At 60.4% G+C, this 22,354-nt stretch carries 23 protein-coding genes; 13 read left to right on the forward strand and 10 right to left on the reverse strand.

Annotation, left to right across the window (positions count from 1 at the left end):
- Nucleotides 1-92 precede the first annotated feature (92 nt).
- Nucleotides 93-1,031 (reverse strand): aspartyl/asparaginyl beta-hydroxylase domain-containing protein, encoded by a 939-nt coding sequence (locus tag AC1DHT_RS26280; protein WP_427540590.1) that lies wholly within the window; start codon nucleotides 1,029-1,031, stop codon nucleotides 93-95.
- A gap of 315 nt (nucleotides 1,032-1,346) precedes the next feature.
- Nucleotides 1,347-2,321, reverse strand: coding sequence for a cysteine synthase A (cysK, locus tag AC1DHT_RS26285; RefSeq protein WP_427540587.1), 975 nt, complete (start codon nucleotides 2,319-2,321; stop codon nucleotides 1,347-1,349).
- Between the two features lie 254 nt (nucleotides 2,322-2,575).
- On the opposite strand from cysK, the gene AC1DHT_RS26290 reads away from it, so the two are divergent.
- Both AC1DHT_RS26290 and AC1DHT_RS26295 read left to right on the forward strand, forming a co-directional pair.
- A complete protein-coding gene (locus AC1DHT_RS26290; protein WP_024265085.1) occupies nucleotides 2,576-3,421 on the forward strand; it encodes an AAA family ATPase in 846 nt (281 codons plus the stop codon).
- 31 nt (nucleotides 3,422-3,452) lie between these two features.
- On the forward strand, nucleotides 3,453-4,631 hold the full coding sequence (locus tag AC1DHT_RS26295; RefSeq protein WP_427540584.1) for a vWA domain-containing protein: 1,179 nt from the start codon (nucleotides 3,453-3,455) through the stop codon (nucleotides 4,629-4,631).
- A 119-nt stretch (nucleotides 4,632-4,750) separates the two neighbouring features.
- Here AC1DHT_RS26295 and AC1DHT_RS26300 read toward each other — a convergent pair whose 3' ends face one another.
- The 4 genes from AC1DHT_RS26300 to AC1DHT_RS26315 all read right to left on the reverse strand — a co-directional run bounded on the left by AC1DHT_RS26300 (nucleotide 4,751) and on the right by AC1DHT_RS26315 (nucleotide 8,482).
- Complete coding sequence (locus tag AC1DHT_RS26300) at nucleotides 4,751-5,674, reverse strand: 5-oxoprolinase subunit C family protein (RefSeq protein ID WP_427540581.1); 924 nt, start codon at nucleotides 5,672-5,674, stop codon at nucleotides 4,751-4,753.
- Nucleotides 5,671-6,375, reverse strand: a complete 705-nt coding sequence (locus AC1DHT_RS26305) for a 5-oxoprolinase subunit B family protein (protein ID WP_427540578.1) — start codon at nucleotides 6,373-6,375, stop codon at nucleotides 5,671-5,673. The genes AC1DHT_RS26300 and AC1DHT_RS26305 overlap by 4 nt, the downstream gene beginning before the upstream one ends.
- A complete protein-coding gene (locus tag AC1DHT_RS26310) occupies nucleotides 6,372-7,124 on the reverse strand; it encodes a 5-oxoprolinase subunit PxpA (RefSeq protein ID WP_427540575.1) in 753 nt (250 codons plus the stop codon). The genes AC1DHT_RS26305 and AC1DHT_RS26310 overlap by 4 nt, the downstream gene beginning before the upstream one ends.
- 65 nt (nucleotides 7,125-7,189) lie before the next feature.
- Entirely contained in the window at nucleotides 7,190-8,482 is a 1,293-nt protein-coding gene (locus tag AC1DHT_RS26315; RefSeq protein ID WP_427540572.1) for an MFS transporter, read from the reverse strand.
- Here AC1DHT_RS26315 and AC1DHT_RS26320 point away from each other — a divergent pair.
- From AC1DHT_RS26320 to AC1DHT_RS26340, 5 genes are all read left to right on the forward strand, one after another.
- Nucleotides 8,481-8,627, forward strand: a complete 147-nt coding sequence (locus AC1DHT_RS26320) for a hypothetical protein (RefSeq protein ID WP_427534386.1) — start codon at nucleotides 8,481-8,483, stop codon at nucleotides 8,625-8,627. The two genes, AC1DHT_RS26315 and AC1DHT_RS26320, sit on opposite strands and share 2 nt — an antisense overlap.
- The gene (locus AC1DHT_RS26325; protein ID WP_054596167.1) at nucleotides 8,624-9,541 is read left to right on the forward strand and encodes a LysR family transcriptional regulator; all 918 of its coding nucleotides are present in this window, start codon (nucleotides 8,624-8,626) and stop codon (nucleotides 9,539-9,541) included. Before AC1DHT_RS26320 ends, AC1DHT_RS26325 begins: the two co-directional genes overlap by 4 nt.
- A 125-nt stretch (nucleotides 9,542-9,666) precedes the next feature.
- Nucleotides 9,667-11,589, forward strand: a complete 1,923-nt coding sequence (locus AC1DHT_RS26330) for an IucA/IucC family protein (protein ID WP_427540568.1) — start codon at nucleotides 9,667-9,669, stop codon at nucleotides 11,587-11,589.
- Nucleotides 11,579-12,790 (forward strand): MFS transporter, encoded by a 1,212-nt coding sequence (locus AC1DHT_RS26335; protein ID WP_427540565.1) that lies wholly within the window; start codon nucleotides 11,579-11,581, stop codon nucleotides 12,788-12,790. Before AC1DHT_RS26330 ends, AC1DHT_RS26335 begins: the two co-directional genes overlap by 11 nt.
- A gap of 12 nt (nucleotides 12,791-12,802) precedes the next feature.
- Nucleotides 12,803-14,914 carry a TonB-dependent receptor gene (locus tag AC1DHT_RS26340; RefSeq protein WP_427540562.1) on the forward strand — a complete coding sequence of 704 codons (2,112 nt, stop codon included), beginning with the start codon at nucleotides 12,803-12,805 and terminating at the stop codon, nucleotides 14,912-14,914.
- A 44-nt stretch (nucleotides 14,915-14,958) separates the two neighbouring features.
- Here AC1DHT_RS26340 and AC1DHT_RS26345 read toward each other — a convergent pair whose 3' ends face one another.
- From AC1DHT_RS26345 to AC1DHT_RS26355, 3 genes are read right to left on the reverse strand one after another with little or no spacing between them, the layout of a single operon-like run.
- Complete coding sequence (locus AC1DHT_RS26345; RefSeq protein ID WP_019692484.1) at nucleotides 14,959-15,501, reverse strand: DUF2937 family protein; 543 nt, start codon at nucleotides 15,499-15,501, stop codon at nucleotides 14,959-14,961.
- Between the two features lie 13 nt (nucleotides 15,502-15,514).
- Nucleotides 15,515-16,291 carry a class II glutamine amidotransferase gene (locus AC1DHT_RS26350; RefSeq protein ID WP_427540559.1) on the reverse strand — a complete coding sequence of 259 codons (777 nt, stop codon included), beginning with the start codon at nucleotides 16,289-16,291 and terminating at the stop codon, nucleotides 15,515-15,517.
- Nucleotides 16,292-16,323: 32 nt separating this feature from the next.
- Nucleotides 16,324-16,821, reverse strand: coding sequence for a hypothetical protein (locus AC1DHT_RS26355; protein WP_054598264.1), 498 nt, complete (start codon nucleotides 16,819-16,821; stop codon nucleotides 16,324-16,326).
- A 100-nt stretch (nucleotides 16,822-16,921) separates the two neighbouring features.
- Between AC1DHT_RS26355 and AC1DHT_RS26360 the strand changes: the two genes are divergently transcribed.
- The gene (locus AC1DHT_RS26360; protein WP_427540556.1) at nucleotides 16,922-18,976 is read left to right on the forward strand and encodes a S9 family peptidase; all 2,055 of its coding nucleotides are present in this window, start codon (nucleotides 16,922-16,924) and stop codon (nucleotides 18,974-18,976) included.
- Nucleotides 18,977-19,159: 183 nt separating this feature from the next.
- On the forward strand, nucleotides 19,160-19,633 hold the full coding sequence (locus AC1DHT_RS26365) for a cyclic nucleotide-binding domain-containing protein (protein ID WP_054598263.1): 474 nt from the start codon (nucleotides 19,160-19,162) through the stop codon (nucleotides 19,631-19,633).
- Here the strand turns inward: AC1DHT_RS26365 and AC1DHT_RS26370 are convergent.
- On the reverse strand, nucleotides 19,630-19,920 hold the full coding sequence (locus tag AC1DHT_RS26370; protein WP_123582250.1) for a hypothetical protein: 291 nt from the start codon (nucleotides 19,918-19,920) through the stop codon (nucleotides 19,630-19,632). The two genes, AC1DHT_RS26365 and AC1DHT_RS26370, sit on opposite strands and share 4 nt — an antisense overlap.
- A 118-nt stretch (nucleotides 19,921-20,038) precedes the next feature.
- Here AC1DHT_RS26370 and AC1DHT_RS26375 point away from each other — a divergent pair, with 118 nt between their 5' ends.
- The 4 genes from AC1DHT_RS26375 (at nucleotide 20,039) to AC1DHT_RS26390 (ending at nucleotide 22,274) form a co-directional block, all read left to right on the forward strand.
- Nucleotides 20,039-20,725, forward strand: a complete 687-nt coding sequence (locus tag AC1DHT_RS26375) for a spermidine synthase (RefSeq protein WP_427540553.1) — start codon at nucleotides 20,039-20,041, stop codon at nucleotides 20,723-20,725.
- A 49-nt stretch (nucleotides 20,726-20,774) separates the two neighbouring features.
- Nucleotides 20,775-21,149 (forward strand): YajD family HNH nuclease, encoded by a 375-nt coding sequence (locus AC1DHT_RS26380; RefSeq protein ID WP_054596159.1) that lies wholly within the window; start codon nucleotides 20,775-20,777, stop codon nucleotides 21,147-21,149.
- A 208-nt stretch (nucleotides 21,150-21,357) separates the two neighbouring features.
- On the forward strand, nucleotides 21,358-21,828 hold the full coding sequence (locus tag AC1DHT_RS26385; RefSeq protein WP_019692493.1) for an RNA methyltransferase: 471 nt from the start codon (nucleotides 21,358-21,360) through the stop codon (nucleotides 21,826-21,828).
- 77 nt (nucleotides 21,829-21,905) lie between these two features.
- The gene (locus AC1DHT_RS26390; protein ID WP_427540551.1) at nucleotides 21,906-22,274 is read left to right on the forward strand and encodes a YgaP family membrane protein; all 369 of its coding nucleotides are present in this window, start codon (nucleotides 21,906-21,908) and stop codon (nucleotides 22,272-22,274) included.
- Nucleotides 22,275-22,354 lie beyond the last annotated feature (80 nt).

The following is a 22,354-nucleotide window of genomic DNA, read 5'->3' on the forward strand; positions in this document are numbered from 1 at the left end:
AATCGCCGGGTTGGAAACGCAGCGAGCGCTGACTATAACCAGCGCTCGATATTTTTTGCAATGACCGGATCAAAAGATCGCAGGCCTGTCGCTCAGCCAAACAACCAGTAACCCAGCGCCGTCAGCACCACAACCGCCAATATTGGCCGCAGGATGCGGTACATCTTGGGATTACGGCGCTTCCACTTTTTGACCACACCGCTGAATTTGTCGCTCGAGTTCTTGCTCCAGGCGTAGACCTTGTTGATCCCGCCGACGCGCTCGTCATCGAGGTTTTGCGGCGCCGTGGCACGGCCCAGCAGGCCACTGATGTAACGGTTGATACGCGTCATCAAGCGGTTGCTCAGCGGTCGTTCGATGTCACAGAACAGAATGACCCGGGTCGTTTCGGTTTCGTTCTTGACCCAGTGCACGTAGGTTTCATCGAACATCACGTCTTCACCGTCGCGCCAGGCGTAGACCTGACCGTCGACAAAAATGCGGCAGTCGTCGGAGTTCGGTGTCGACAGGCCCAAGTGATAACGCAGGGAACCGGCAAACGGATCGCGGTGCGGGTTGAGGTGGCTACCGCCCGGCAACAGGGCAAACATCGCGCCTTTCACGTTGGGGATGCGGCTGACCAGCTCGACGGTTTTCGGGCAGAGCAATTCGGCCGATGGCAGCGGTTTGTCGTACCACTTGAGGTAGAAACGCTTCCAGCCCTTCTTGAAGAACGAACCGAAACCGGCGTCGTTGTTCTTCTCGGCGGCGCGAATATAGCCTTCGTCGAACAGGTGCATGGCCTCGTCACGAATGACTTCCCAGTTTTCCTTGAGCACATCCAGTTCCGGGAACTTGCTGCGGTCCAGGTACGGTTTGGACGGCACTCCCGAGAACAGGTACATCAAGGCGTTATAAGGAGCGAACAACGCCGAGTGGTTGACGAACTGACGCAAGACCGGCAAACGCGCCTTGCCGCGCAAATGCACGTAGAGCGTGCTGCCGATGAACAGCAGCAACAGCGACGCCTTTGCGGCAAAGGAAAAGGTCATGAGGAAACTCCTTGAAAAAAGGTCTCTCTGCGCATTGTCAATTACCCGACATGGCAGCCGGCCATGATAAACACTACCGGCCTTGGGAAAAACCCACATAACTGAACAATCAGTGTTAAAGGTTGCGCAATAAAGCACTTATTAACATAAGGCACCTGAACCTTGACTGATTTGAGTCAACACAAATCTCCTGTGGCGAGGGAGCTTGCTCCCGTCAGCTGACGCGATCAGTCTGACGAAACACTCCCGCAGGATTAAGGAGTGCTTCGCACTCCAGCGGGAGCAAGCTCCCTCGCCACAACGTCAACACAGACGTTACTGCTGCAATTCCTGCTCGGTGAACAAATCGCTGAACAACATGCTCGACAGGTAACGCTCACCGGAGTCCGGCAGGATCACCACGATGGTCTTTCCCTGCATTTCCGGGGTTTCGGCTAGACGCACGGCAACCGCCATGGCCGCGCCGCAGGAAATCCCGGAGAGAATCCCCTCCTCTTGCATCAGACGCAGGGCCATGGCCTTGGATTCTTCATCGCTGACCAGTTCAACCCGGTCAACTATCGACAGATCGAGGTTTTTCGGTACAAAACCCGCGCCGATGCCCTGGATCTTGTGCGGGCTTGGCTTGATTTCCTCACCGGCCATGGCCTGGGTAATCACCGGCGAGACCAGCGGTTCCACCGCCACCGAGAGAATCGGCTTGCCCTGGGTGTTCTTGATATACCGCGAAATGCCGGTGATGGTTCCGCCCGTACCGACACCCGAGACCAGCACATCAATGGCGCCGTCGGTGTCGTTCCAGATTTCCGGACCGGTGGTTTTTTCGTGGATCGCCGGGTTGGCCGGGTTCTCGAACTGCTGCGGCATGAAGTAGCGGGCCGGGTCACTGGCCAGAATTTCGGCAGCCTTTTCGATGGCCCCCTTCATGCCTTTGGCAGGCTCGGTCAGTACCAGTTCGGCGCCAAGGGCCTTGAGTACCTTGCGCCGTTCGATGCTCATGGACGCCGGCATGGTCAGCACCAACTTGTAGCCGCGAGCTGCCGCGACGAACGCCAGACCGATGCCGGTGTTGCCCGAGGTCGGTTCGATAATGGTCATGCCCGGCTTGAGTTTGCCGCTGCTTTCAGCATCCCAGATCATGTTCGCGCCGATCCGGCATTTGACTGAATAGCCCGGATTGCGTCCTTCAATCTTCGCCAGAATGGTCACGCCGCGAGGCGCAATACGGTTGATCTGAACCAATGGCGTATTGCCGATGGAATGCGCGTTATCAGCAAAAATGCGGCTCATGGCTGGGTCCTTATGCAGCGTTGGAGAAGCCTCCAAGGGTATGCCTCGCACCCTTGGGCGTCCAGTCGCGGAACAGGCGGCACCCAAGTCTGGCCGCTTACCGAGCTGACCGGGTCACCTTGTGACGCTCCATTCAGAGACTGAATAAGCCGTCTGCGTTCACAGTCGACCGGGCGCCGCGTTATAGTCGGGCATACTTTTATTTCGCCCGCCCTGCCCGGCGCAGATCGGCGTTACCGTTCGAGGAATTACCGATGAAGTTCGAAGGCACCCGCGCATATGTCGCCACCGATGACCTGAAGCTGGCGGTCAACGCCGCCATCACCCTGGAGCGGCCCTTGCTGGTCAAGGGCGAACCTGGCACCGGCAAGACCATGCTCGCCGAGCAACTGGCCGAGTCCTTCGGTGCCAAGCTGATCACCTGGCACATCAAGTCCACCACCAAGGCTCACCAGGGCCTGTACGAGTACGACGCGGTCAGCCGCCTGCGTGACTCGCAGTTGGGTGTGGACAAGGTCCATGACATCCGCAACTACCTGAAAAAGGGCAAGCTGTGGGAGGCCTTCGAGTCCGAAGAGCGGGTGATTCTGCTGATCGACGAAATCGACAAGGCCGACATCGAGTTCCCGAACGACCTGCTGCAAGAACTCGACAAGATGGAGTTCTACGTTTACGAGATCGACGAGACCATCAAGGCCAAGCAGCGTCCGATCATCATCATTACCTCCAACAACGAGAAAGAGCTGCCGGACGCCTTCCTGCGCCGTTGCTTCTTCCACTACATCGCCTTCCCGGACCGCGTCACCCTGCAAAAAATCGTCGACGTGCACTACCCGGACATCAAGAAAGACCTGGTCAGCGAGGCGCTGGACGTGTTCTTCGATGTGCGCAAGGTCCCGGGCCTGAAGAAGAAGCCATCGACCTCCGAACTGGTCGACTGGCTCAAATTGCTGATGGCCGACAACATCGGCGAAGCGGTACTGCGCGAACGCGATCCGACCAAGGCCATTCCGCCGCTGGCCGGCGCCCTGGTGAAGAACGAACAGGACGTGCAATTGCTCGAGCGCCTGGCGTTCATGAGCCGTCGCGGCACCCGCTGATACTCTTCTGACAAGATCAAGGGCGAAAGCCATGCTGCTCAACCTGTTCAATGAAATGCGTGCAGCCAAGGTGCCGGTCTCGGTGCGTGAGCTGCTGGACCTGATCAACGCGCTGAAACAGCGCGTGACCTTCGCCGACATGGACGAGTTTTATTACTTGTCGCGGGCGATTCTGGTGAAGGACGAACGGCATTTCGACAAGTTCGACCGGGCGTTCAGTGCCTACTTCAATGGCTTGGAAAAACTCGACGATCATCTTCAGGCGCTGATTCCCGAAGACTGGTTGCGCAAGGAATTCGAGCGCTCGCTGACCGATGAGGAGCGCGCGCAAATCCAGTCCCTCGGCGGTCTCGACAAGCTGATCGAAGAGTTCAAGAAGCGTCTCGAAGAACAGAAGGAGCGCCATGCCGGCGGCAACAAGTGGATCGGCACCGGTGGCACCAGCCCGTTCGGCTCCGGCGGTTTCAACCCGGAAGGCATCCGGGTCGGCGATGCCGGCAAACGCCAGGGCAAAGCGGTCAAGGTCTGGGACCAGCGCGAGTACAAGAACCTCGACGATCAAGTCGAGTTAGGCACGCGCAACATCAAGGTGGCCCTGCGGCGGCTGCGCAAATTCGCCCGCCAGGGTGCGGCGGACGAGCTGGACATCGACGGCACCATCGACCACACCGCCCGTGACGCAGGGCTGCTGAATATTCAGATGCGCCCGGAACGCCGCAACACCATCAAGCTGTTGCTGCTGTTCGACATCGGCGGCTCGATGGACGCCCATGTGAAGATCTGCGAGGAGCTGTTCTCGGCCTGCAAGACCGAGTTCAAGCACCTGGAGTACTTCTACTTCCACAACTTCATTTATGAGTCGGTGTGGAAGAACAACATGCGCCGTGGCTCGGAACGCACGTCCACTATGGACTTGCTGCACAAGTATGGCGCCGACTACAAAGTGATTTTCGTCGGCGACGCCGCCATGGCGCCTTATGAAATCACCCAGGCTGGCGGCAGCGTCGAGCACTGGAACGAAGAAGCCGGTTACGTGTGGATGCAGCGCTTCATGGAAAAGTACAAGAAGCTCATCTGGATCAATCCGTACCCGAAAGACACCTGGGGCTACACCTCCTCGACCAACATCGTGCGCGATCTGATCGAAGACCAGATGTTCCCGCTGACCTTGCGCGGGCTGGAAGAAGGGATGCGGTTTTTGTCCAAATAAGCTTCGCTGCCCGTCAGGGCCCTATCGCGAGCAGGCTCGCTCCCACAGGGGTAAGTGTCGGTCACACAACGTGTGAGCAACACCGATCTACTGTGGGAGCGAGCCTGCTCGCGAAGCTTTTAGCGGTTGATGAACCTGCGCAAATACTCGACCTGCTGCCGATGCGCCGTTTCCTGCACCACCGGCGCCAACCGGATCTGCTGCCCTGGCAAACACTGCGCCAGGCGGGCCAACGCCAACGGCGTCAACGCGCCTAACCGTGGATAACCGCCAATGGTCTGCCGATCATTGAGCAGCACGATCGGCTGTCCGTCCGGTGGCACTTGAACCGCGCCCAGCGGGATGCCTTCGGAGATCATCGGTTTGCCTTGATACTGCAACGCCGTCCCCAGCAAACGGATACCCATGCGGTCGGCACGACTGTCGAGGGTCCAGACACGGTTGAAGGCGTCAAACAGGCTCTGCCCGCTGAACGCGCCATGCTGCGCACCGAGCACCAGATCCAGCGGCTGATTCAGCGTGAAGTCTGGTCGCTGCTCGCGCGGCACCTCCCGCAGAGCCTGCGCCGCCCCGGAATAACCCAATTCGGCACCGCGGGCCAAGGGCCGGCCAAAACCGTCGAGACCACCGAGCTCCTCGCGCACCACCGTCGCACAACTGCCCAACACCTGGGGCGCATTGAAACCGCCGGGCGCTGCCAGATAGGCACGGGCACCGTGCATGGGTTGGGTGAATTGCAAACGCTGGCCTTTCTTCAGGGAAAAACTGCGCCACGGCGCCAGCGACTGGCCGTCGAGCAGCGCACCGAGGTCCGCCCCCGCCAGCGCCAGACAACAATCGTCTTGCGCCTCCAGGGTCAAACCGCCGAGGGTGACTTCAATCACCCCAGCCTCCAGCGAGTTGCCCAGCAGCCAGTTGGCCCAGGACATCGACAACCAATCCGCCGCACCGCCTTGGGTCACGCCCAGATGCCGCACACCGAAGCGCCCGGCATCCTGTAGCAGGCACAGCGGCGTGCTGGCTTCGATCGTCAAACGGCTCATGCCAGTACCTCCAGCGGCGTATCGTCGCCGCCCAGATTGACGAACTCGGCATGGCCGACCGCGGCAAAACGTACCGTATCGCCCGGTTGCATCAGGCTGTAGCCCTCACGCTCGCGATCAAACAGTTTGGCCGGGGTGCGACCGATCAGGTTCCAGCCACCCGGCGACACCACCGGATAAGCCGCAGTCTGCCGCTCGGCAATCCCCACACTGCCGGCCGCCACACGCTTGCGCGGGGTATTCAAACGGGGCGCGGCCAGCACTTCTTCAACCAGTCCCATAAAGGCAAACCCCGGTGCAAAACCCAGCGCGAAGACCTGATACTCACGCTCGCTGTGGCGACGAATCACCTCCTCCACAGCCAGCCCGCTGCGCTGCGAAAGCAGGCTCAGCTCAGGTCCGACACTGAGGTCATACCAGACCGGCAACACATGACATTGACCACTGGCCCGGGCGTTCGGGGTCAGATCGGTCAAGGCTTCGGCGATCAGCTCCCGCGCCTGGACCGGACTCAAGGCGAGCAAATCGTAATGCACCATCAGGGTCGTATAAGACGGCACCAGATCGATCAAATGCCCGGCGAATCCTGCACGCAGTCGCTCGCTGGCGGCGAGCATCCACGGCATGTTGGCTTCGGCGATTTCATCGAACAACCGCACCATCAAACAATCGATGGCCACCACTTCAACCCGTGGCTTCATGGCGCGCTCTGCTGATTCAACGCTTCACGGATCCGCTGCACCGCCGCCACCGAACTGGCGTTGTCGCCGTGTACGCAGAGGGTGTTGGCCTGCAAATGCAAGGCGCTGCCGTCGCTGGCGACAAGCTTGTCACCGCGAGCGATAGTCAGCGCCTGTTGAATGATGGTCTCGGGATCGTGATGCACCGACCCCGGCAACTGCCGTGAAACCAGATGCCCGGCGCTGTCATAGGCACGGTCGGCGAATGCTTCGAACCACAGCGTCACACCGTACTCGTCGCCCATCAGTTGAGCCGCGTGGTTGTCACGGGTCGCCATCAGCATCAACGGTAATAGGGGGTCATACGCCGCGACGGCCTGAATCACCGCCCGCAGTTGCGCCGGGTTGGCCATCATGTCGTTGTACATCGCACCGTGGGGTTTGACGTAACTGACGCGAGTTCCCTGAGCCCGGCAAATGCCGTCCAGCGCACCGATCTGGTAGTGCAGCAGATCCTGAAGTTCCTGCGCGGTGTAGGCCATGGAACGGCGGCCAAACCCCACCAGATCCTGATAGGCCGGATGCGCACCTATCTGCACGCCATGGCTCAGCGCCAGGCTGACGGTCTTGCGCATGATGCTCGGGTCACCGGCATGGAACCCGCAGGCAATGTTGGCGCAATCGATGTACGGCATCACTTCGGCATCCAGCCCCATGGTCCAGTGACCAAAGCTTTCGCCGATATCGCAGTTCAATAGCAGGCGGCTCACAGTGAGTACTCCTGAGGTTTTTTCGTTTTAACCGGGGACGTTCGAGCTGTCCCACAGATTATCAGTTACTGCGCTTCGAGTTGCTTGCCACGGGTTTCCGGCAGGCTCAACGCCGCCAGGATCACTACACCGTAGGACACCGCCGCAAACGCGCCGATCCCGACGCTCAGCGGTACTTTCTGGCTGAGCAAACCGATCAGCAGCGGAAACAGCGCCGCCAGCGCGCGACCAACGTTGTAGCAAAAGCCCTGGCCCGAACCGCGAATCCGCGTTGGAAACAGCTCGGTGAGAAACGCGCCCATGCCACTGAAAATCCCCGAGGCGAAGAACCCCAGCGGGAAGCCCAGCCAGAGCATCACACCATTGCTGACCGGCAGTTGGGTGTAGAGCAGCACAATGGTGAACGAGCCGACCGCGAACAGAATGAAGTTCTTCTTGCGACCCAGAATGTCAGTCATATAGGCGCTGATCACATAGCCGGCGTAAGACCCGAGAATCACCATCGCCAGATAACCGCCGGTGCCGAGCACGCTCAGTCCGCGCTCGTTTTTCAGGAAGGTCGGCAGCCAGGAAGTGATCGCGTAGTAACCGCCCAGGGCGCCAGTGGTCAGCAAGGACGCGCGAAACGTGGTGCTGAGCATGCCGGGGGCGAAAATCTCGTAGAACCTCGACGGGTTGCTCGGTTCCTGCCGGGCCTTGGCCTGGCGGTAGATTTCCGGGTCCTTGACCAGTCGGCGGACGAAGATCACGAAAATTGCCGGCACAATGCCGAGGATGAACAGCGCGCGCCAGGCATCCTCCGGCGGCAGGATCGAGAACAGTAGCGCATACAGAATCGCCGTCAGGCCCCAGCCCAGGGCCCAGCCGGATTGCACCATGCCCACCGCCTTGCCGCGGTCTTTGGCGCGGATCACCTCGCCCATCAGTACTGCGCCGGCAGTCCATTCACCACCGAAACCGAAGCCCATCAAGGTTCGGGCGATCAACAGTTGTTCGTAGTTTTGCGCGAACCCGCAGAGGAAGGTGAAGAAGGCAAACCACAGCACTGTCAGTTGCAAGGTGCGCACGCGACCGATGCGGTCAGAGAGAATCCCGGCGACCCAACCGCCAATCGCCGAAGCGATCAGCGTGCTGGTGTGGATCAGCCCCGCTTGGCCAGTGGTGATGCCCCACATGGCGATCAGTGTTGGCACCACAAAGCTCAGCATTTGGGTGTCCATACCGTCCAGGCCATAGCCGATCTTGCAGCTCCAGAAGGTTCGGCGTTCCTGCTGATTGATGTTGCGATACCAGTCGAAGGGGCCGGGGCGGCTCTCGATCTTGGGTTTGGCGACATCGAGCGTGTCGGGCGCACTCATGGCAAATCTCCAGCTGAATTTTATTGGTATTGTTCTGAACACCGACGACGCCTATCGTGGGTTTGGCGCATTTTTCGACGACGGCGCCCTGCCCGTCCAACTAATAAAAACCCTGCCAAGGCATAAGAAAAAGTTGATCGCATGAACCTCAAATTTCTCGAAACCTTCGTTTGGGTCGCCCGGTTGAAAAGTTTTCGCCTGACGGCCGACAAGCTCTTCACCACCCAGGCCTCGATTTCCAGCCGCATCGCGGTGCTGGAAAGCGAGCTTGGGGTAAAGCTGTTCCTGCGTGATTCACGCGGTGTGAAGCTGACGCCCGAAGGTGTGAAGGTGCTCGATTACGCCGAGCAAATGCTCGACACCATGCAAGCGCTGAAGCAGTCGCTGGAAACCCGCTCAAGCAAGGTCGGACGGGTTCGCATCGGCGTGATGGACACGGTCATTCACACCTGGCTCAGTCCGTTGGTGGCACAGATGACCGATCACTATCCGTTGGTAGAAATCGAGTTGGTCGCCGATACCTCGCTGAATCTCTGCGATCAGCTGCAAAAAGGTTTTCTCGACCTGATTCTGCAAACCGACCTGCTGCGCCAGGAAAGCGTGCGCAGCCTGGAACTGGCCAGCCACCCGATGGGCTGGATCGTCGCCAGCCATTCGATCTACAACCGCAACTACACCAGCGTCGCCGAACTGGCCCGTGAACGGATCATCACCTACTCGAAAAACTCCCACCCGCATCAGGACGTGCTCAGCCTGATGCAGGCCAATGGCGTACTCGCGCCAAAGCTCAATTGCGTGAATTCGGTGTCGGCGATTATCCGATTGCTGCGTGACGGTTTCGGCATTGGTGCCTTGCCGCCGGTGCTGGTCAGTGAAGAACTGGCCCGGGGCGAATTGACCTTGCTGGCCATCGACCAACGCCCGCCCAACCTGCAAGTGGTGGTCTCATGGCGGGTCGGCGCGGAATGGGTCGAGGAGATTGTGGCGTTGTGTCAGCACGTGGTGGAGGGCTATGCGCAGAAGGTCGGTGAGCACTACATCGTCTTGAGCAAAGACTAAACCAGCCTCTGAATAGGAGCTTTCCCACACCACAAGTAGGAATTACTATCATTTGCATTATTGTTTTTAGAAGGTATTCTCAGCGCGCATTCAGCTAAACAACTGTCCAGAAGGAGTCGGACCTGATGCGCGCCTACACGCAACAACAGCAGCAACTGCTCTCACACTGGAGCGAAGCCCTTGGCACCCAGGCTTTCCAGTCCCACCGCATCACCCTCGATCATTTGAGCAATGCGCTGGAACCCGCCGCCCAGCGCTGTTTTCAACGCCTGATCCAGGCGCTGTTTCGTGAAGGCCTGATCAACCCTGACGCCTGCGAATACGACGACAACCGCCGCTGCTGGCTGCCGCTGGGCGACGGTGCGCACCTGTGCTTCGATCACCTGTCCGGTGGCAGGATGAACAGCTGGGACGTACGCGGCAGTATCGTTCTGCACACCCCCGATGCATTGCCGCACAAGATCCAGTTGCCCAGCGAACTGCTGGCCCATCTCGCCACCCAGCTCAACCCGCCCGCCTCTGCGCAGGTACTGGAACGTCTGGCCCGCGAGCTGGATGACAGCTACAGCAACGACACCCTGTGCCTGGCGTTTCACCATGGATGGACCGAACGCCTGAGAGAGCAGATCGGCACCGAACACGACGACAACCTGCTCGCCTGGCTCAAAGCCAGCCCCGGTCACCAGAACCCGACATCACTGCTCGAACAGTGGGGCACGCTCGGCCATCCATGGCACCCCAACTACAAGACCAAACTGGGCTTGAGCGCCACTCAGGTCATCGCTTTCTCGCCGGAGTTCGAAGCGAGTTTCCCGATCGTGCTGTGCGCCCTGCACCGCCAGTACGCCCACGTCGAAACGCTGGTCGGCAGCGCCGATTACTGGGGCTGGTGGCAAGGTCACTTCCCACAGGCCGCCGAACAATTGCAGCGCCATTTGCAGCAATTGGGCCTGGAAGTAACGGACTACCTCCCGCTCCCGTCGCACCCCTGGCAAGCCGATGAAGAGCTGCCAAAATCGTTCGCCAACGAAATCGCCGACAACCTGCTGATCATCACCGACATCGTGGCCTTCACTGGCCATCCGACCATGTCGTTCCGCACGGTCGTACCGGAGGCCAGTCGCGTTGCGCCGATGGTCAAATTGCCGGTGGCCTTACGGCTGACCAGCGTGCAGCGCACCGTGTCGCCGCGCTCGGCCCGAATGGGGCCGCGCATCAGTCAGCTGTTGCTGGATATTCTCGATCAGGAGCCGCAGATTCAGCGCCTGCTGAACATCGTGCCGGAGCGCATCGGCGTGCATTACGCGCCACAACCGGCCAATGACGAACTGTCCCGGCATGCCGCCGTGCTGTACCGCGACAACCCGCTGACCCTGCTGCAAGCAGGCGAGTTGGCGATACCGGTCGGCAGCCTGTTCGCCGTCAACGAATTCGAACAACCTTTGCTGCGCGATTGGGTACGCCTGGCCCAGGGCCGTGACGACAGCGAGGCCATGCTGGCGTTCTTCGAGGACTACCTGTCGATTGCCGTACCGAGCCTGTTGGGCATTTACCTGATGTATGGCGTGGCGTTCGAAGCGCACCAGCAAAACAGCTTCATGGTGATGGGCGCTGACGGGCAGTTGAATCGGCTGTTACTGCGTGACTTCGGCGACATCCGCATCGATCGCAAGACCCTGCATGCCAAGGGCCTGGATATCCAGCTGCACGATCCGAAAATGACCCTGTACGACGAGTCCGGTTTTGTCCGCGACAAACTCCTGCACACCACGTTCATGTGCCACCTCGGCGAGCTGACGTTGCTCTGCGCCCGTCACTGGAACGTATCGGAAAACCTCCTGTGGGAGCGATTGGCAGCGCACGTTGCAGAGTGTTTCGACGCCTTGCGTGAACACGTCGAACCGGCACGCTGGGACAGCGAGCGCGCGGCCTTGCTGGAACAGGACTGGCCGGCCAAATCGTTCATGCGCATGCGCTTGCACGACAGCCACGCCGACATCGTCGGACGCCTGAGCAACCCACTGCGATCCAGCGCCCATGCTCGCTGACAGTCGCGCGTTGCGACTGCTGATCGTCATCCAGTTGGTCTCCATGGGTGCCATGGAAATGAGCGGCCCGTTCTGGCCCTTGCAGATCCGCCATCTGCTCGGGCCCGAGGGCGCCGGCTATACCGCGTTGTTATCGGCGCTGGTCTATGCCGGCCCGATGCTCGCCGCCATGCTCCTGACTCCCGTATGGGGCCGGTTGGGTGATCGCACCGGACACAAGCCGATGATCGTTCGGGCGTTACTGGCATTGGCGTTGTGCCAAGGGTTGGCGGCCATCACCGTCGACCCGTGGCTGCTGGTGGGCATTCGCGTAATGCAAGGCGCATTGGCCGGGTTTCTCGCCGCCGCGCAAGCCTATGCCCTGGCCTGCTGCGACAGCTCCCGGCGCGGCCACACCCTGGCCCGCCTGCAATCAGCGACCGCCGTCGGCTCGCTGATCGGCCCGGTGCTGGGCGGCTGGTTGATGGACATCTCGGGATTCGCCCTGCTCTGTTATGGCGCGACGGCGATTTGCCTGCTGTGCGCACTGGGGAGTTTTTTCCTTCCGGCCGACAAGGCGCGCGCCACGACGAAAAAACCGCTTGCGCCGGTGGTCCTGCCCAAAGGCTGGCTCGGTGGAATCCTGCTGGTGATCGTGTTGATTCAGGCCGCGAAGATGATGCCGCAGCCGTTCTACGCGCTGTACGTCGCCGAGATTCTGCACGCACCGAGCTGGCTGATCGGCGCCACTTATGCGGCGAGCGCCGCGACCCTGGCCATTTCCGCCCCACTGTGGGGACGCCTGTTCGACCGCTGGCAACCGGCCTACACCTTGCGCGTCATCGAAGGCGTCGCCTGGCTGTGCGCCCTGACACTGGCGGCCACGGCACTGGCCAACGAATGGCTGGGGTTCCTCGTCAGCCGGCTGGTCTGGGGTGTCTGGCAAGGCGCCCTGCTGCCGGTCGCCTATGCACTGATCGCCAACACCGTTGCTTCAAGCCAACAGGGTTTTGCCCTCGGCCTCGGCAACAGCGCGGCCAAGGCTGGCGCCTTGCTTGGTGCCGTACTCGGCGGGATCGGCATGGGGCTGGTGGGGCTGAACCACAGCTTCTGGCTGGTGGCGCTGACTTACGCACTGGCCGCCATCGGGATTCGCTGGGTGCGGAGTTTCACCTCCACACCCGGCCCCACACCCTTATCTACCCACACTTATCAAAACTAAAAAGACCACGTCATGACCCGAACCAAACTTTCTCTGTTGATTCCGCTGCTTGGCTCCTTCAGCGCCCAGACCTGGGCCGAGGAGACCGAGCAGCAACCCGGCACCCTGAACATGCAAGCCACCGTCGTCTCGGCGACTCGCAGCGAAGCGAGCATTGCCTCGATTCCGGGCTCGGTGCAGGTCATCGACGAACAGCAAGTCCGCGAGCAGAGCGGCGCGGGTCGCCGGGTCTCCGACATTCTCGGACAACTGGTGCCCGGCCTTGCGCCGTCCAGCGGCGGGATGAGCAACTTTGGCCAGACCCTGCGCGGGCGCAACATGCTGGTGTTGATCGACGGCGTATCGCAGAACGCCACGCGCGATAACTTCCGCCAGCTCAACAGCATTGCGCCGGCCAGCATCGAGCGCATCGAAGTGATTTCCGGCGCCAGCAGCATCTACGGTGCCGGCGCTTCGGGCGGCATCATCAACATCATCACCAAGCGCAACCAGGGCCAGGACATTGCCTACAGCAGCAAACTGGGCCTGACCAGCGGCAACAACCTCAACAGCAAAGGCTTCGCCTACGAAGCTTTCCAGAGTGCGACCGGGCGCAAGGACGCGCTGGACTGGTACGTATCCGCCGACCTGACCCAGCGCAACGATCAGTTCGATGGCAACGGCAAGCGCATCCCCCAGGACACCTCCCAGGGCAGCAACATGGACACCGAAACCTATGACCTGCAAGGTCGTTTCGGTTACGAACTGGATGCCGACAAAAAACTCAGCCTGTCGCTGCAGGACTACAAGGACCAGCAGGACACGGACTTCACCAAAGACCCGAAAAACCTGCAGCAAGCCGTAGCGGTCAAAGGGCTGAAACTCGACGACCAGCCCTACACCCATAACCAGGCGGTCAACCTCAACTACACCGACAAGGACTTCTACGGTCAGGGCCTGCAACTGGAAAGTTACTGGCGCCGGGCCGATGCGCTGTTCTTCCCGGACCTGTCGCGGGGCAAGGCCGGGATCGCCGACAACAACAGCGTGCAGGATGTCTATGGCTTGCGCGCGGCCATCGACACGCCGTTGCCGGCCATCGGCAGCGCTACGGGCAATCTGGTCTGGGGCGCCGACTACGATCACGAACGCTCGCGCCAGCGGGGTGACCAGTACACCCTCAAAGGGCTGACCTACACCAAGACCGGCACCACCTTCGAGATGGGCCCGGATCTCGAAACCACCACCAAGGCGCTGTTCGGGCAGATGTCCTGGGACGTTGGCGACTGGACATTGCGTGGCGGTGTGCGCCGCGAGTGGATCGAAAGTGAGGTCGCCGACAGCATCGCCTACGGTCAGATCGTCCAGACCGGCGTTCGCGCCACCCTGCCCGGCGACACCCTCAAATATGACGCCACGCTGTACAACCTGGGCGCGGTCTATCACCTGAGCGAGAACCAGGACCTCTTCGCCAATTACAGCCAGGGATTTTCGCTGCCGGATATCCAGCGCTTCTTGCGTGATGTGAACAGTACCTTCGACATCCAGAGCCTCAACGCCCAGGCCATCAAGGTCGACAGCTACGAGTTGGGCTGGCGCGGCAACTGGGACCAGTGGCAGGCCGATGTCACCGTGTATGAAAACACCTCGGACGTAACCCAGTTCTACGATGCCAACGATCGCGTCCTGCGCCTGATCAACCAGAAGGAACGGGTGCGCGGCATCGAAAACAGCCTGACCTACCGCGCGACCGATCACTGGTCGGTGGGGGGCACTTACGCGTGGGCCAAGGGCGAGACCGAGCAGAACGGCAAATGGATCGACCTGCCGGCGACACGCATCTCACCAGCCAAAACCACGCTGTTCGTCGGCTACACCGAAGATGACTACACCCTGCGTTTGCAAGGCATGCGCCTGGCCAGTTACGACGCCGCCGCCAAGGACAACAACGGGCGCGACATCAAGGGCTATACGCTGGTGGACCTGCTGGGCTCGGTGCGATTGCCGGTCGGGCGTCTTGAAGGCGGGGTGTACAACCTGACCGACCGTACGTACGTCAACCTGTTCGCCCAGGCCAATGCCAAAGCGCCGTTCGCCAACGCCGAAGGCCGTACGTTGAGCATGAGCTACTCGATCGACTGGTAAATAAAACAGGAGCCGGCGTGCCGGCTCCTGCACTTTCGATGGCGTTACAAACCGCGTAAATCGCGCTCTTCAATCGGCCGGCTCTGGCGCAGGCGCTTGCCGCCCAACACCACCCAGTCGATCAGGCGGAACAGGCATTCCAGCCCGAACGACAGCAACATCGCCCCGCTCAGCCCCCAGCCCATGGCTTCAGGCGTCAGCAATAGCTGGTAGCTGTAGCCGTTCCAGGTTTCCTTGCGAATATCCGGGTCAGCCGCCAACACCACTTGCAGGACGCGGATGTACCACGGGCCTTGCATGGCCTGGAATTGCTTGTCCAGCGCCAATTGGCGAGTGAGCAAGGTGCTCAGGCTGTCGGCATCGCTGCGAAACACCGGGTCGTCACTGGCACGGTAATGAGCAACCAATGCTTGCAGATCGCCCTTGAAGAACTGCTCGGCGGTGCCTTGGAACCCTCGCAAGCCGGTCTGCGCTTCGATCAGGTGCGCCTCGACCCGCTTGGCGTAGTCGTTGATGAAACCCGGTACCTGCACACCCACCAACAGGCCGATCGCAAACAACACCAGCCGCAAATAACTGAGCAACATAGAAAGGTGTTCCTTATTCGGTCTTGCCCTGGCTGACGCATTCGCCGCGTCGCCACAGGCTCCATTGGCCCGGTTCGTAACGGGTCCAGGTTTCGTTTTCGGTCAGGGGTTCGGTGGCAATGACCGTCACCACATCGTTGGGGGTGGTTTCGGCCTGGAAGTCGACGATGACGTCCGCATCCTTCAAGCGTGCCGGACCAAACGGTGCGCGCCGGGTGATGTGCGCCAATTTGCTCGAGCAATAACAGAACAGCCAGTCGCCGTCGCTCAACAGGCAGTTGAACACACCTTTGCTGCGATACTCGGCGCACGCCGCCACCAGGCTCGGCAGCAACTGCTCGACTTCAACCGGCTCCGGGAAGGCTTCACGTACGCGGTTGAGCACATCGCAGAATGCCGCTTCACTGTCGGTGTCGCCGATTGGCCGGTAAAAACTGGCGGTTGGCTGGAAGTCGGCGAGTTGGCCGTTATGCGCGAAGCACCAGTTGCGGCCCCACAACTCACGCACGAACGGGTGGGTGTTGGACAGGCAGACCTTGCCGACGTTGGCCTGGCGGATATGCCCGATCACCACTTCGCTTTTGATCGGATAGCGCTGTACCAGCTGCGCGACTTCGGACTCACAACTCGCCGCCGGGTCCTGAAACAAGCGCAGGCCGCGACCTTCATAGAACCCGATCCCCCAACCGTCCCGATGCGGGCCGGTTCGACCACCACGTTGCATCAGCCCGGTGAAGCTGAACACGATATCGGTCGGTACATTGGCGCTCATGCCCAATAATTCACACATGCCTGGACTCTCGCTTCAATGCCGGGGCAACGTCAAAGACGGGGTTCAACTCGCGAACGCTGGGGGTTGCTTGGCACCGGCGGACGACCATAACGATCATCGCCAGCACCGCCGAAGGGCTGGTCATCATCCGGATCGGCAGCCTTGGCAGCGGCTTTCGCGGCGGCCTCCCGCTCCTTGCGAGCATTGGCGGCGCGCTCGATGGGAAAGCGGATCAACGCGAAGATCAGGTAAATGCCGAAGGCGATCATGCTGTACATGACCAGGTCGGAGATCGCGCGCCAGATGTTGTTACCAACCTTGAACAGCAGGTCCAGGGCGGTAATGGCGATGGCCGGGGCGAATTTTTCCTTCACCGGGTCGATAATGGTCGGGCTGAACAACAGCACGACCATGAGCAGACGCAGTGGCTCGCGCAACCAGCGCCACATCCAGCGGGTCAGCCGCATCCACACCAACAGGCAGCCTAAAGCGGCAAAGGCGTAAAGGCCCCAAGCGATCAGATAGTCGTTCTCGGTCATGGTGTCCATGGCAAGGCAGGCAAAGAGGCGCTTATGATAACGGCTTTTCACCGATCAGGCTGCCCCGCTGTCTGTGAAGCCATTTTTACATTACGCCCGAGAGTCCTTCATGCCCCTTTCCGCCCACGTTTGCAGCGCCCCGATTGCCCACAAGGCCGACGGCGATGACCCGTACGCCTGGCTGCAGGAGCGCGACAGCGCACAGGTGCTCGACTACCTCAAGGCTGAAAACAGCTATCAGGAAGCACAACTGGCCGACCAGGCCGAGCTGCGAGAAACCCTGTTCAACGAAATAAAAAGCCGGATTCTCGAAACCGACCTGTCGCTGCCCTCCCCGTGGGGCCCCTACCTGTATTACACCCGCACCGTCGCCGGTGACGAATATGCCCGGCATTACCGCTGCCCGCGCCCGGCCGACGACAGCCTGCTGGTCGATGAAAGCCAGGAACAGCTGCTGCTCGACCCCAATGAGCTGGCCAATGGCGGTTTTTTCTCGCTGGGCGCCTTCAGCATCAGCCCGGACCACCAGCGCCTGGCCTACAGCCTCGATACCAGCGGCGAAGAGATTTACACGCTGTTCGTCAAGGAACTGTCCAACGGCAAGGTCAGTGAACTGACGTTCGACAATTGCGACGGCAGCATGACCTGGGCCAACGACAGCCTGACGCTGTTTTTCGGCGAGCTGGATGACACTCATCGCCCACACAAGCTGTTTCGTTATCGTCTCGACGGTACCGCCGCCGAAGAAGTCTTCCATGAAGCGGACGGGCGGTTTTTCCTGCACTGCTACCGCTCAAGCTCCGAACGCCAGTTGCTGCTGTCGCTGGGCAGCAAAACCACCAGCGAAGTCTGGGTGCTCGATGCTTCGCAACCACAACAGCCGTTCACCTGCCTGGCACGACGGGTTGAAGATCACGAGTACGACGTCGACCACGGCAAGCTCGACGATCAATGGACCTGGCTGATTCGCAGCAATCGCGACGGCATCAACTTTGCGTTGTATCAGGCTGCCGACACCGGGGTCGCGCCAACCGAAAGCGACTGGCAAAACCTGATCCCTCACAGCGACACGGTGATGCTTGACGGCATGAGCCTGAATGCCTCGGCCATGACCCTGAGCCTGCGCGAAGGCGGTTTGCCGATCATCGAAGTTCACCCGCAAGGCCTGCCCGCTTACCGCGTGCAACTGCCGGACGCGGCCTACAGCCTGCATGTGCAAAACAGCCTGGAGTTTGCCAGCGACAAGATACGCCTGCGTTACGAGGCGTTGAATCGCCCGGCGCAGATTCGTCAGCTAGAGCTTGCCAGCGGCGAGCAGAAGGTGCTCAAGGAAACCCAGGTGCTCGGCCCCTTCGACGCCGATGCCTACGTCAGTCAGCGCCTGTGGGCGACCGCGCCCGATGGCACACAGGTGCCGATCAGCCTGGTGGTCAAACGTGAAATGCTCGGCAAGCCGACGCCGCTTTACCTCTACGGCTACGGCGCCTACGGCGAAAGCCTCGACCCGTGGTTCTCCCATGCGCGCCTGAGCCTGCTCGATCGCGGCATGGCCTTCGCCATCGCCCACGTGCGCGGCGGCGGTGAACTGGGCGAAGCCTGGTATCGCGCAGGCAAGCAGGAACACAAGCAGAACACCTTCAACGACTTTATCGCCTGCGCCGAACATCTGATCGCCAACGGCCACACCACCGCCAAACAACTGGCCATCAGCGGCGGCAGTGCCGGCGGATTGCTGATCGGCGCGGTGCTCAACCAGCGCCCGGAACTGTTTGCGGCGGCGATTGCCGAGGTGCCGTTCGTCGACGTGCTCAACACCATGCTCGATCCGGACTTGCCGCTGACCGTCACCGAATACGACGAGTGGGGCAATCCTGAAGAGCCGGCAGTTTATGATCGGATCAAGGCGTACGCGCCGTACGAAAACGTCAGCGCTCACGCCTATCCTGCAACCCTGGTGATCGCCGGCTACAACGACAGCCGTGTGCAGTATTGGGAAGCGGCCAAGTGGGTGGCCAAGTTGCGAGCGACCAAATCCGACAATAATCTGTTGCTGCTCAAGACCGAACTGGGTGCCGGTCATGGCGGGATGAGCGGGCGTTATCAAGGATTACGTGACGTAGCCCTCGAATACGCATTTGTTTTCAAGGTACTGGGAATCGCCTGAGGAACTCTGCAAGGCGTACAGGTCTTAAATGTGGGAGCGAGCCTGCTCGCGATAGCGGTGGATCAGCCAACACCAAGGTTGAATGTAATGCCGCTATCGCGAGCAGGCTCGCTCCCACAAGGGATTGGCAATTACCCACAAAGCCCAACTCAGCAACAGACACAAGAAAAAGACTGTGATGACATGTCAGAACCGACCCTGTTGAACAAAGAAATTCGCGACTGGCTGATGGACTGCGGCCTGTTCGATCAACTGCAACTGGCCGATTTCACGGCGGCTGCCGGCTACTTCAGCATCAGCACCATCGCCGAGGGCCAGGAGATCTTCCACGAAGGTGATGCCGGCAGCTTCATGTGCATCATTCACTCGGGTCAGGTGGCGGTGCAGAAAACCAATAGCGACGGCAAGCCGGTGACGATCGCAACGTTGCGCAGCGGCCGGGCATTCGGCGAAATGGCCGTCCTCGATGGCGAACGGCGCTCGGCCAGTTGCGTGGCGGCGAGCAATTGCCAACTGCTCAACCTGGGCAAGGACTCGCTGGAAAAGATGCTCAACGACGCACCGAAAATCGCCGCGAAGATCATCCGTGCCATTGCCGTGTCGCTGTCCAAACGCCTGCGCATGGCCGACGGCCAATTGCTCTCGCAACAGATTTAACCGCCGGGGGATTTGTTTTTTTGCTGAATCTGCTCAAGCCCTGGCAAGGTCTGGTCCTTGGGCGGGTTGGGCATTTCGATCGGTGGCAACAACGGTTCACCACCGCTACTGCTGCCGACCTTGGGCACCGTGGTCGGGGTAATCTGCGGGTATGGCGTGGGGGTAGCGGTGCCGGGTGAGCCCGGGGCTGCCGAGGGTGTAACAGGGACCGTTTGCAACTCTTGCGCCTGCGCTGCACTTATCGAGAGCGCGGCCAACACAATGACCGTTAGAATGGTGCGCTTCATCAATGGCTCCGTTGCCCTTGCTTGTTGCCTTAAGGCTACTCCCAACCGCGCAAGATTGCCCTTCTCAATGCCGGTTTCTCTTCCCTGATGCCAGTTTCCCTCCTTTAAAGAGAGCCCCATGAAACGTTTCGTTCTGCTCGACACCACCCCGATCCCCGAAAACGGCGGTGCCCTGTGCCTGTTCGAGTACGGCGAAGATTTCGTCATCAAGATCCAGGGCGGTGACGGCGGACAATTGATGAACACCCGCATGCACGGCTCCGAAGACGCCCTGGCCGAGATTCCTTGCCGCAAGGTCGCCGGCCGGCCGAATTCACGGGTGCTGATCGGTGGCCTCGGCATGGGGTTCACCCTCGCTTCGGCGCTCAAGCACCTGGGCAAGACCGCTGAAGTGGTGGTCGCCGAACTGGTGCCGGGGGTGATCGAGTGGAACCGCGGGCCGCTGGGCGAAAAGTCCGGGCGACCGCTGCTCGACCCGCGCACGGTGATCCGCATGGAAGACGTGGCCAAGGTCCTGCAGGCCGAACCGCAAGGTTTCGACGCGATCATGCTCGACGTCGATAACGGCCCCGAAGGCCTGACCCAGAAAGCCAACAGCTGGCTGTACTCGGCCGGAGGACTGAGCGCCTGCGCCAAGGCCCTGCGCCCCAAAGGTGTGCTCGCCGTATGGTCAGCCAGCGCTGACCGGCAATTTTCCGACAAATTGAAAAAGGCCGGCTTCAAGGCCGAAGAAGTGCAAGTCTTCGCCCATGGCAACAAAGGCACCCGACACACGATCTGGATTGCCGAGAAGCTCAAGGCCTGAGCTAAACTCTCGTTATTACCGTCATTAGTCTTTTTACAAAGGTGAACCCATGAGTTCGTCAACGCCTCCCTCCAACACGGCCAAACTGGACCGCATCCTCGCCGACGCCCAGCGCGACCGTGAAATGGGTTACCGCGACAAGGCCCTGAAGATGTACCCGCACGTCTGCGGCCGCTGTGCCCGTGAGTTTTCCGGCAAACGCCTGAGCGAGTTGACCGTGCACCACCGCGACCACAACCACGACAACAACCCGCAGGACGGTTCCAACTGGGAGCTGTTGTGCCTGTACTGCCACGACAACGAACACTCGCGCTACACCGACCAGCAGTACTTCGGCGACGGCTCACTGAGCACGCCGAAAATCGCCAAGGCAACGCATAACCCGTTTGCCGCGTTGGCCGGGTTGATGAAAAAGGACGACTGAAGACCTTCAGCGTCTGAGCGGGCCTCATCGCGAGCAGGCTCGCTCCCACATTGGTTTTGGGTGATCACAAATAGTGTGTTCACAGAAGATCCCCTGTGGGAGCGAGCCTGCTCGCGATAGCAATAGACCCGACACCACCAATCTACAATCTGACCACCATCGAGCAATCCCCGTATAATCGCGGTTTTTCTCGAAGGGCACCCCGCTCGTGGCAAACAAACGGTACAGCTGCATTGGTTTGTATAACCCCAAATCACCGGAGAACGTCGGTTCGGTGATGCGCGCCGCCGGCTGTTACGGCGTGGCGTCGGTGTTCTACACCGGCAAGCGTTATGAACGCGCCCGTGACTTTGTCACCGACACCAAGAAAATCCACCACGACATTCCGCTGATCGGCATCGACGACCTGAAGAAAATCCTCCCGCTGGGCTGCGTCCCGGTGGCGGTCGAGCTGGTCGATGGCGCCCGTTCGCTGCCTGAGTACACCCATCCGGACCGTGCGCTGTACATCTTCGGCCCGGAAGACGGTTCGCTCGATAAAGAGATTCGCGAGTGGTGCGAAGACGTGGTCTACATCCCGACCACCGGCTGCATGAACCTGGCGGCCACCGTCAACGTGGTGCTTTACGACCGCATGGCCAAGGGCAATAACACCCGTTCCGGTCCAAAATTTCGCTGATACGCTGAGCGCGGGATGGAACGAGACGGCCGACTGCACGGTCGGCTGTATAACCATTGCCCCTGAGGAGACAGATCATGAGCGACATCAAACGCGTAGAACCCACGCCGCTCCAGACGCCACCAACGCAAAACGTCCAGGGCTGGGAACGCGTCGCGAGCATGGCCGGTGGTGTGGTGATGGTCGGCAAAGGCCTGCGCCGTGGTGGCGTGTTCGGGCTGATCGAGGTGGCACTCGGCGGTGCAGCCCTGGCTCGCGGCATCACCGGTCACAGCTCGGCCAAAAGCTTCTTCGAAAAAAGTCGTCAGGACCTGAACAACGCCAGGTCGAAAATTGAACGGGCCGGCGCAGAGCTCAAAACCCTTAAAGCCAATGCCGATGCGGCAACCCGTACCGCGACGGTGACGGGCAATGATTCGCTGAAGTCGCCCAAGGCTGGGGTTTGATCCGAGTAATGTACTGAGGCTTAAGGCCTCATCGCGAGCAGGCTCGCTCCCACACTGGATCTTTGTCGTATACATAATCT

This window comes from Pseudomonas sp. 05N432 (genome assembly GCF_056396945.1).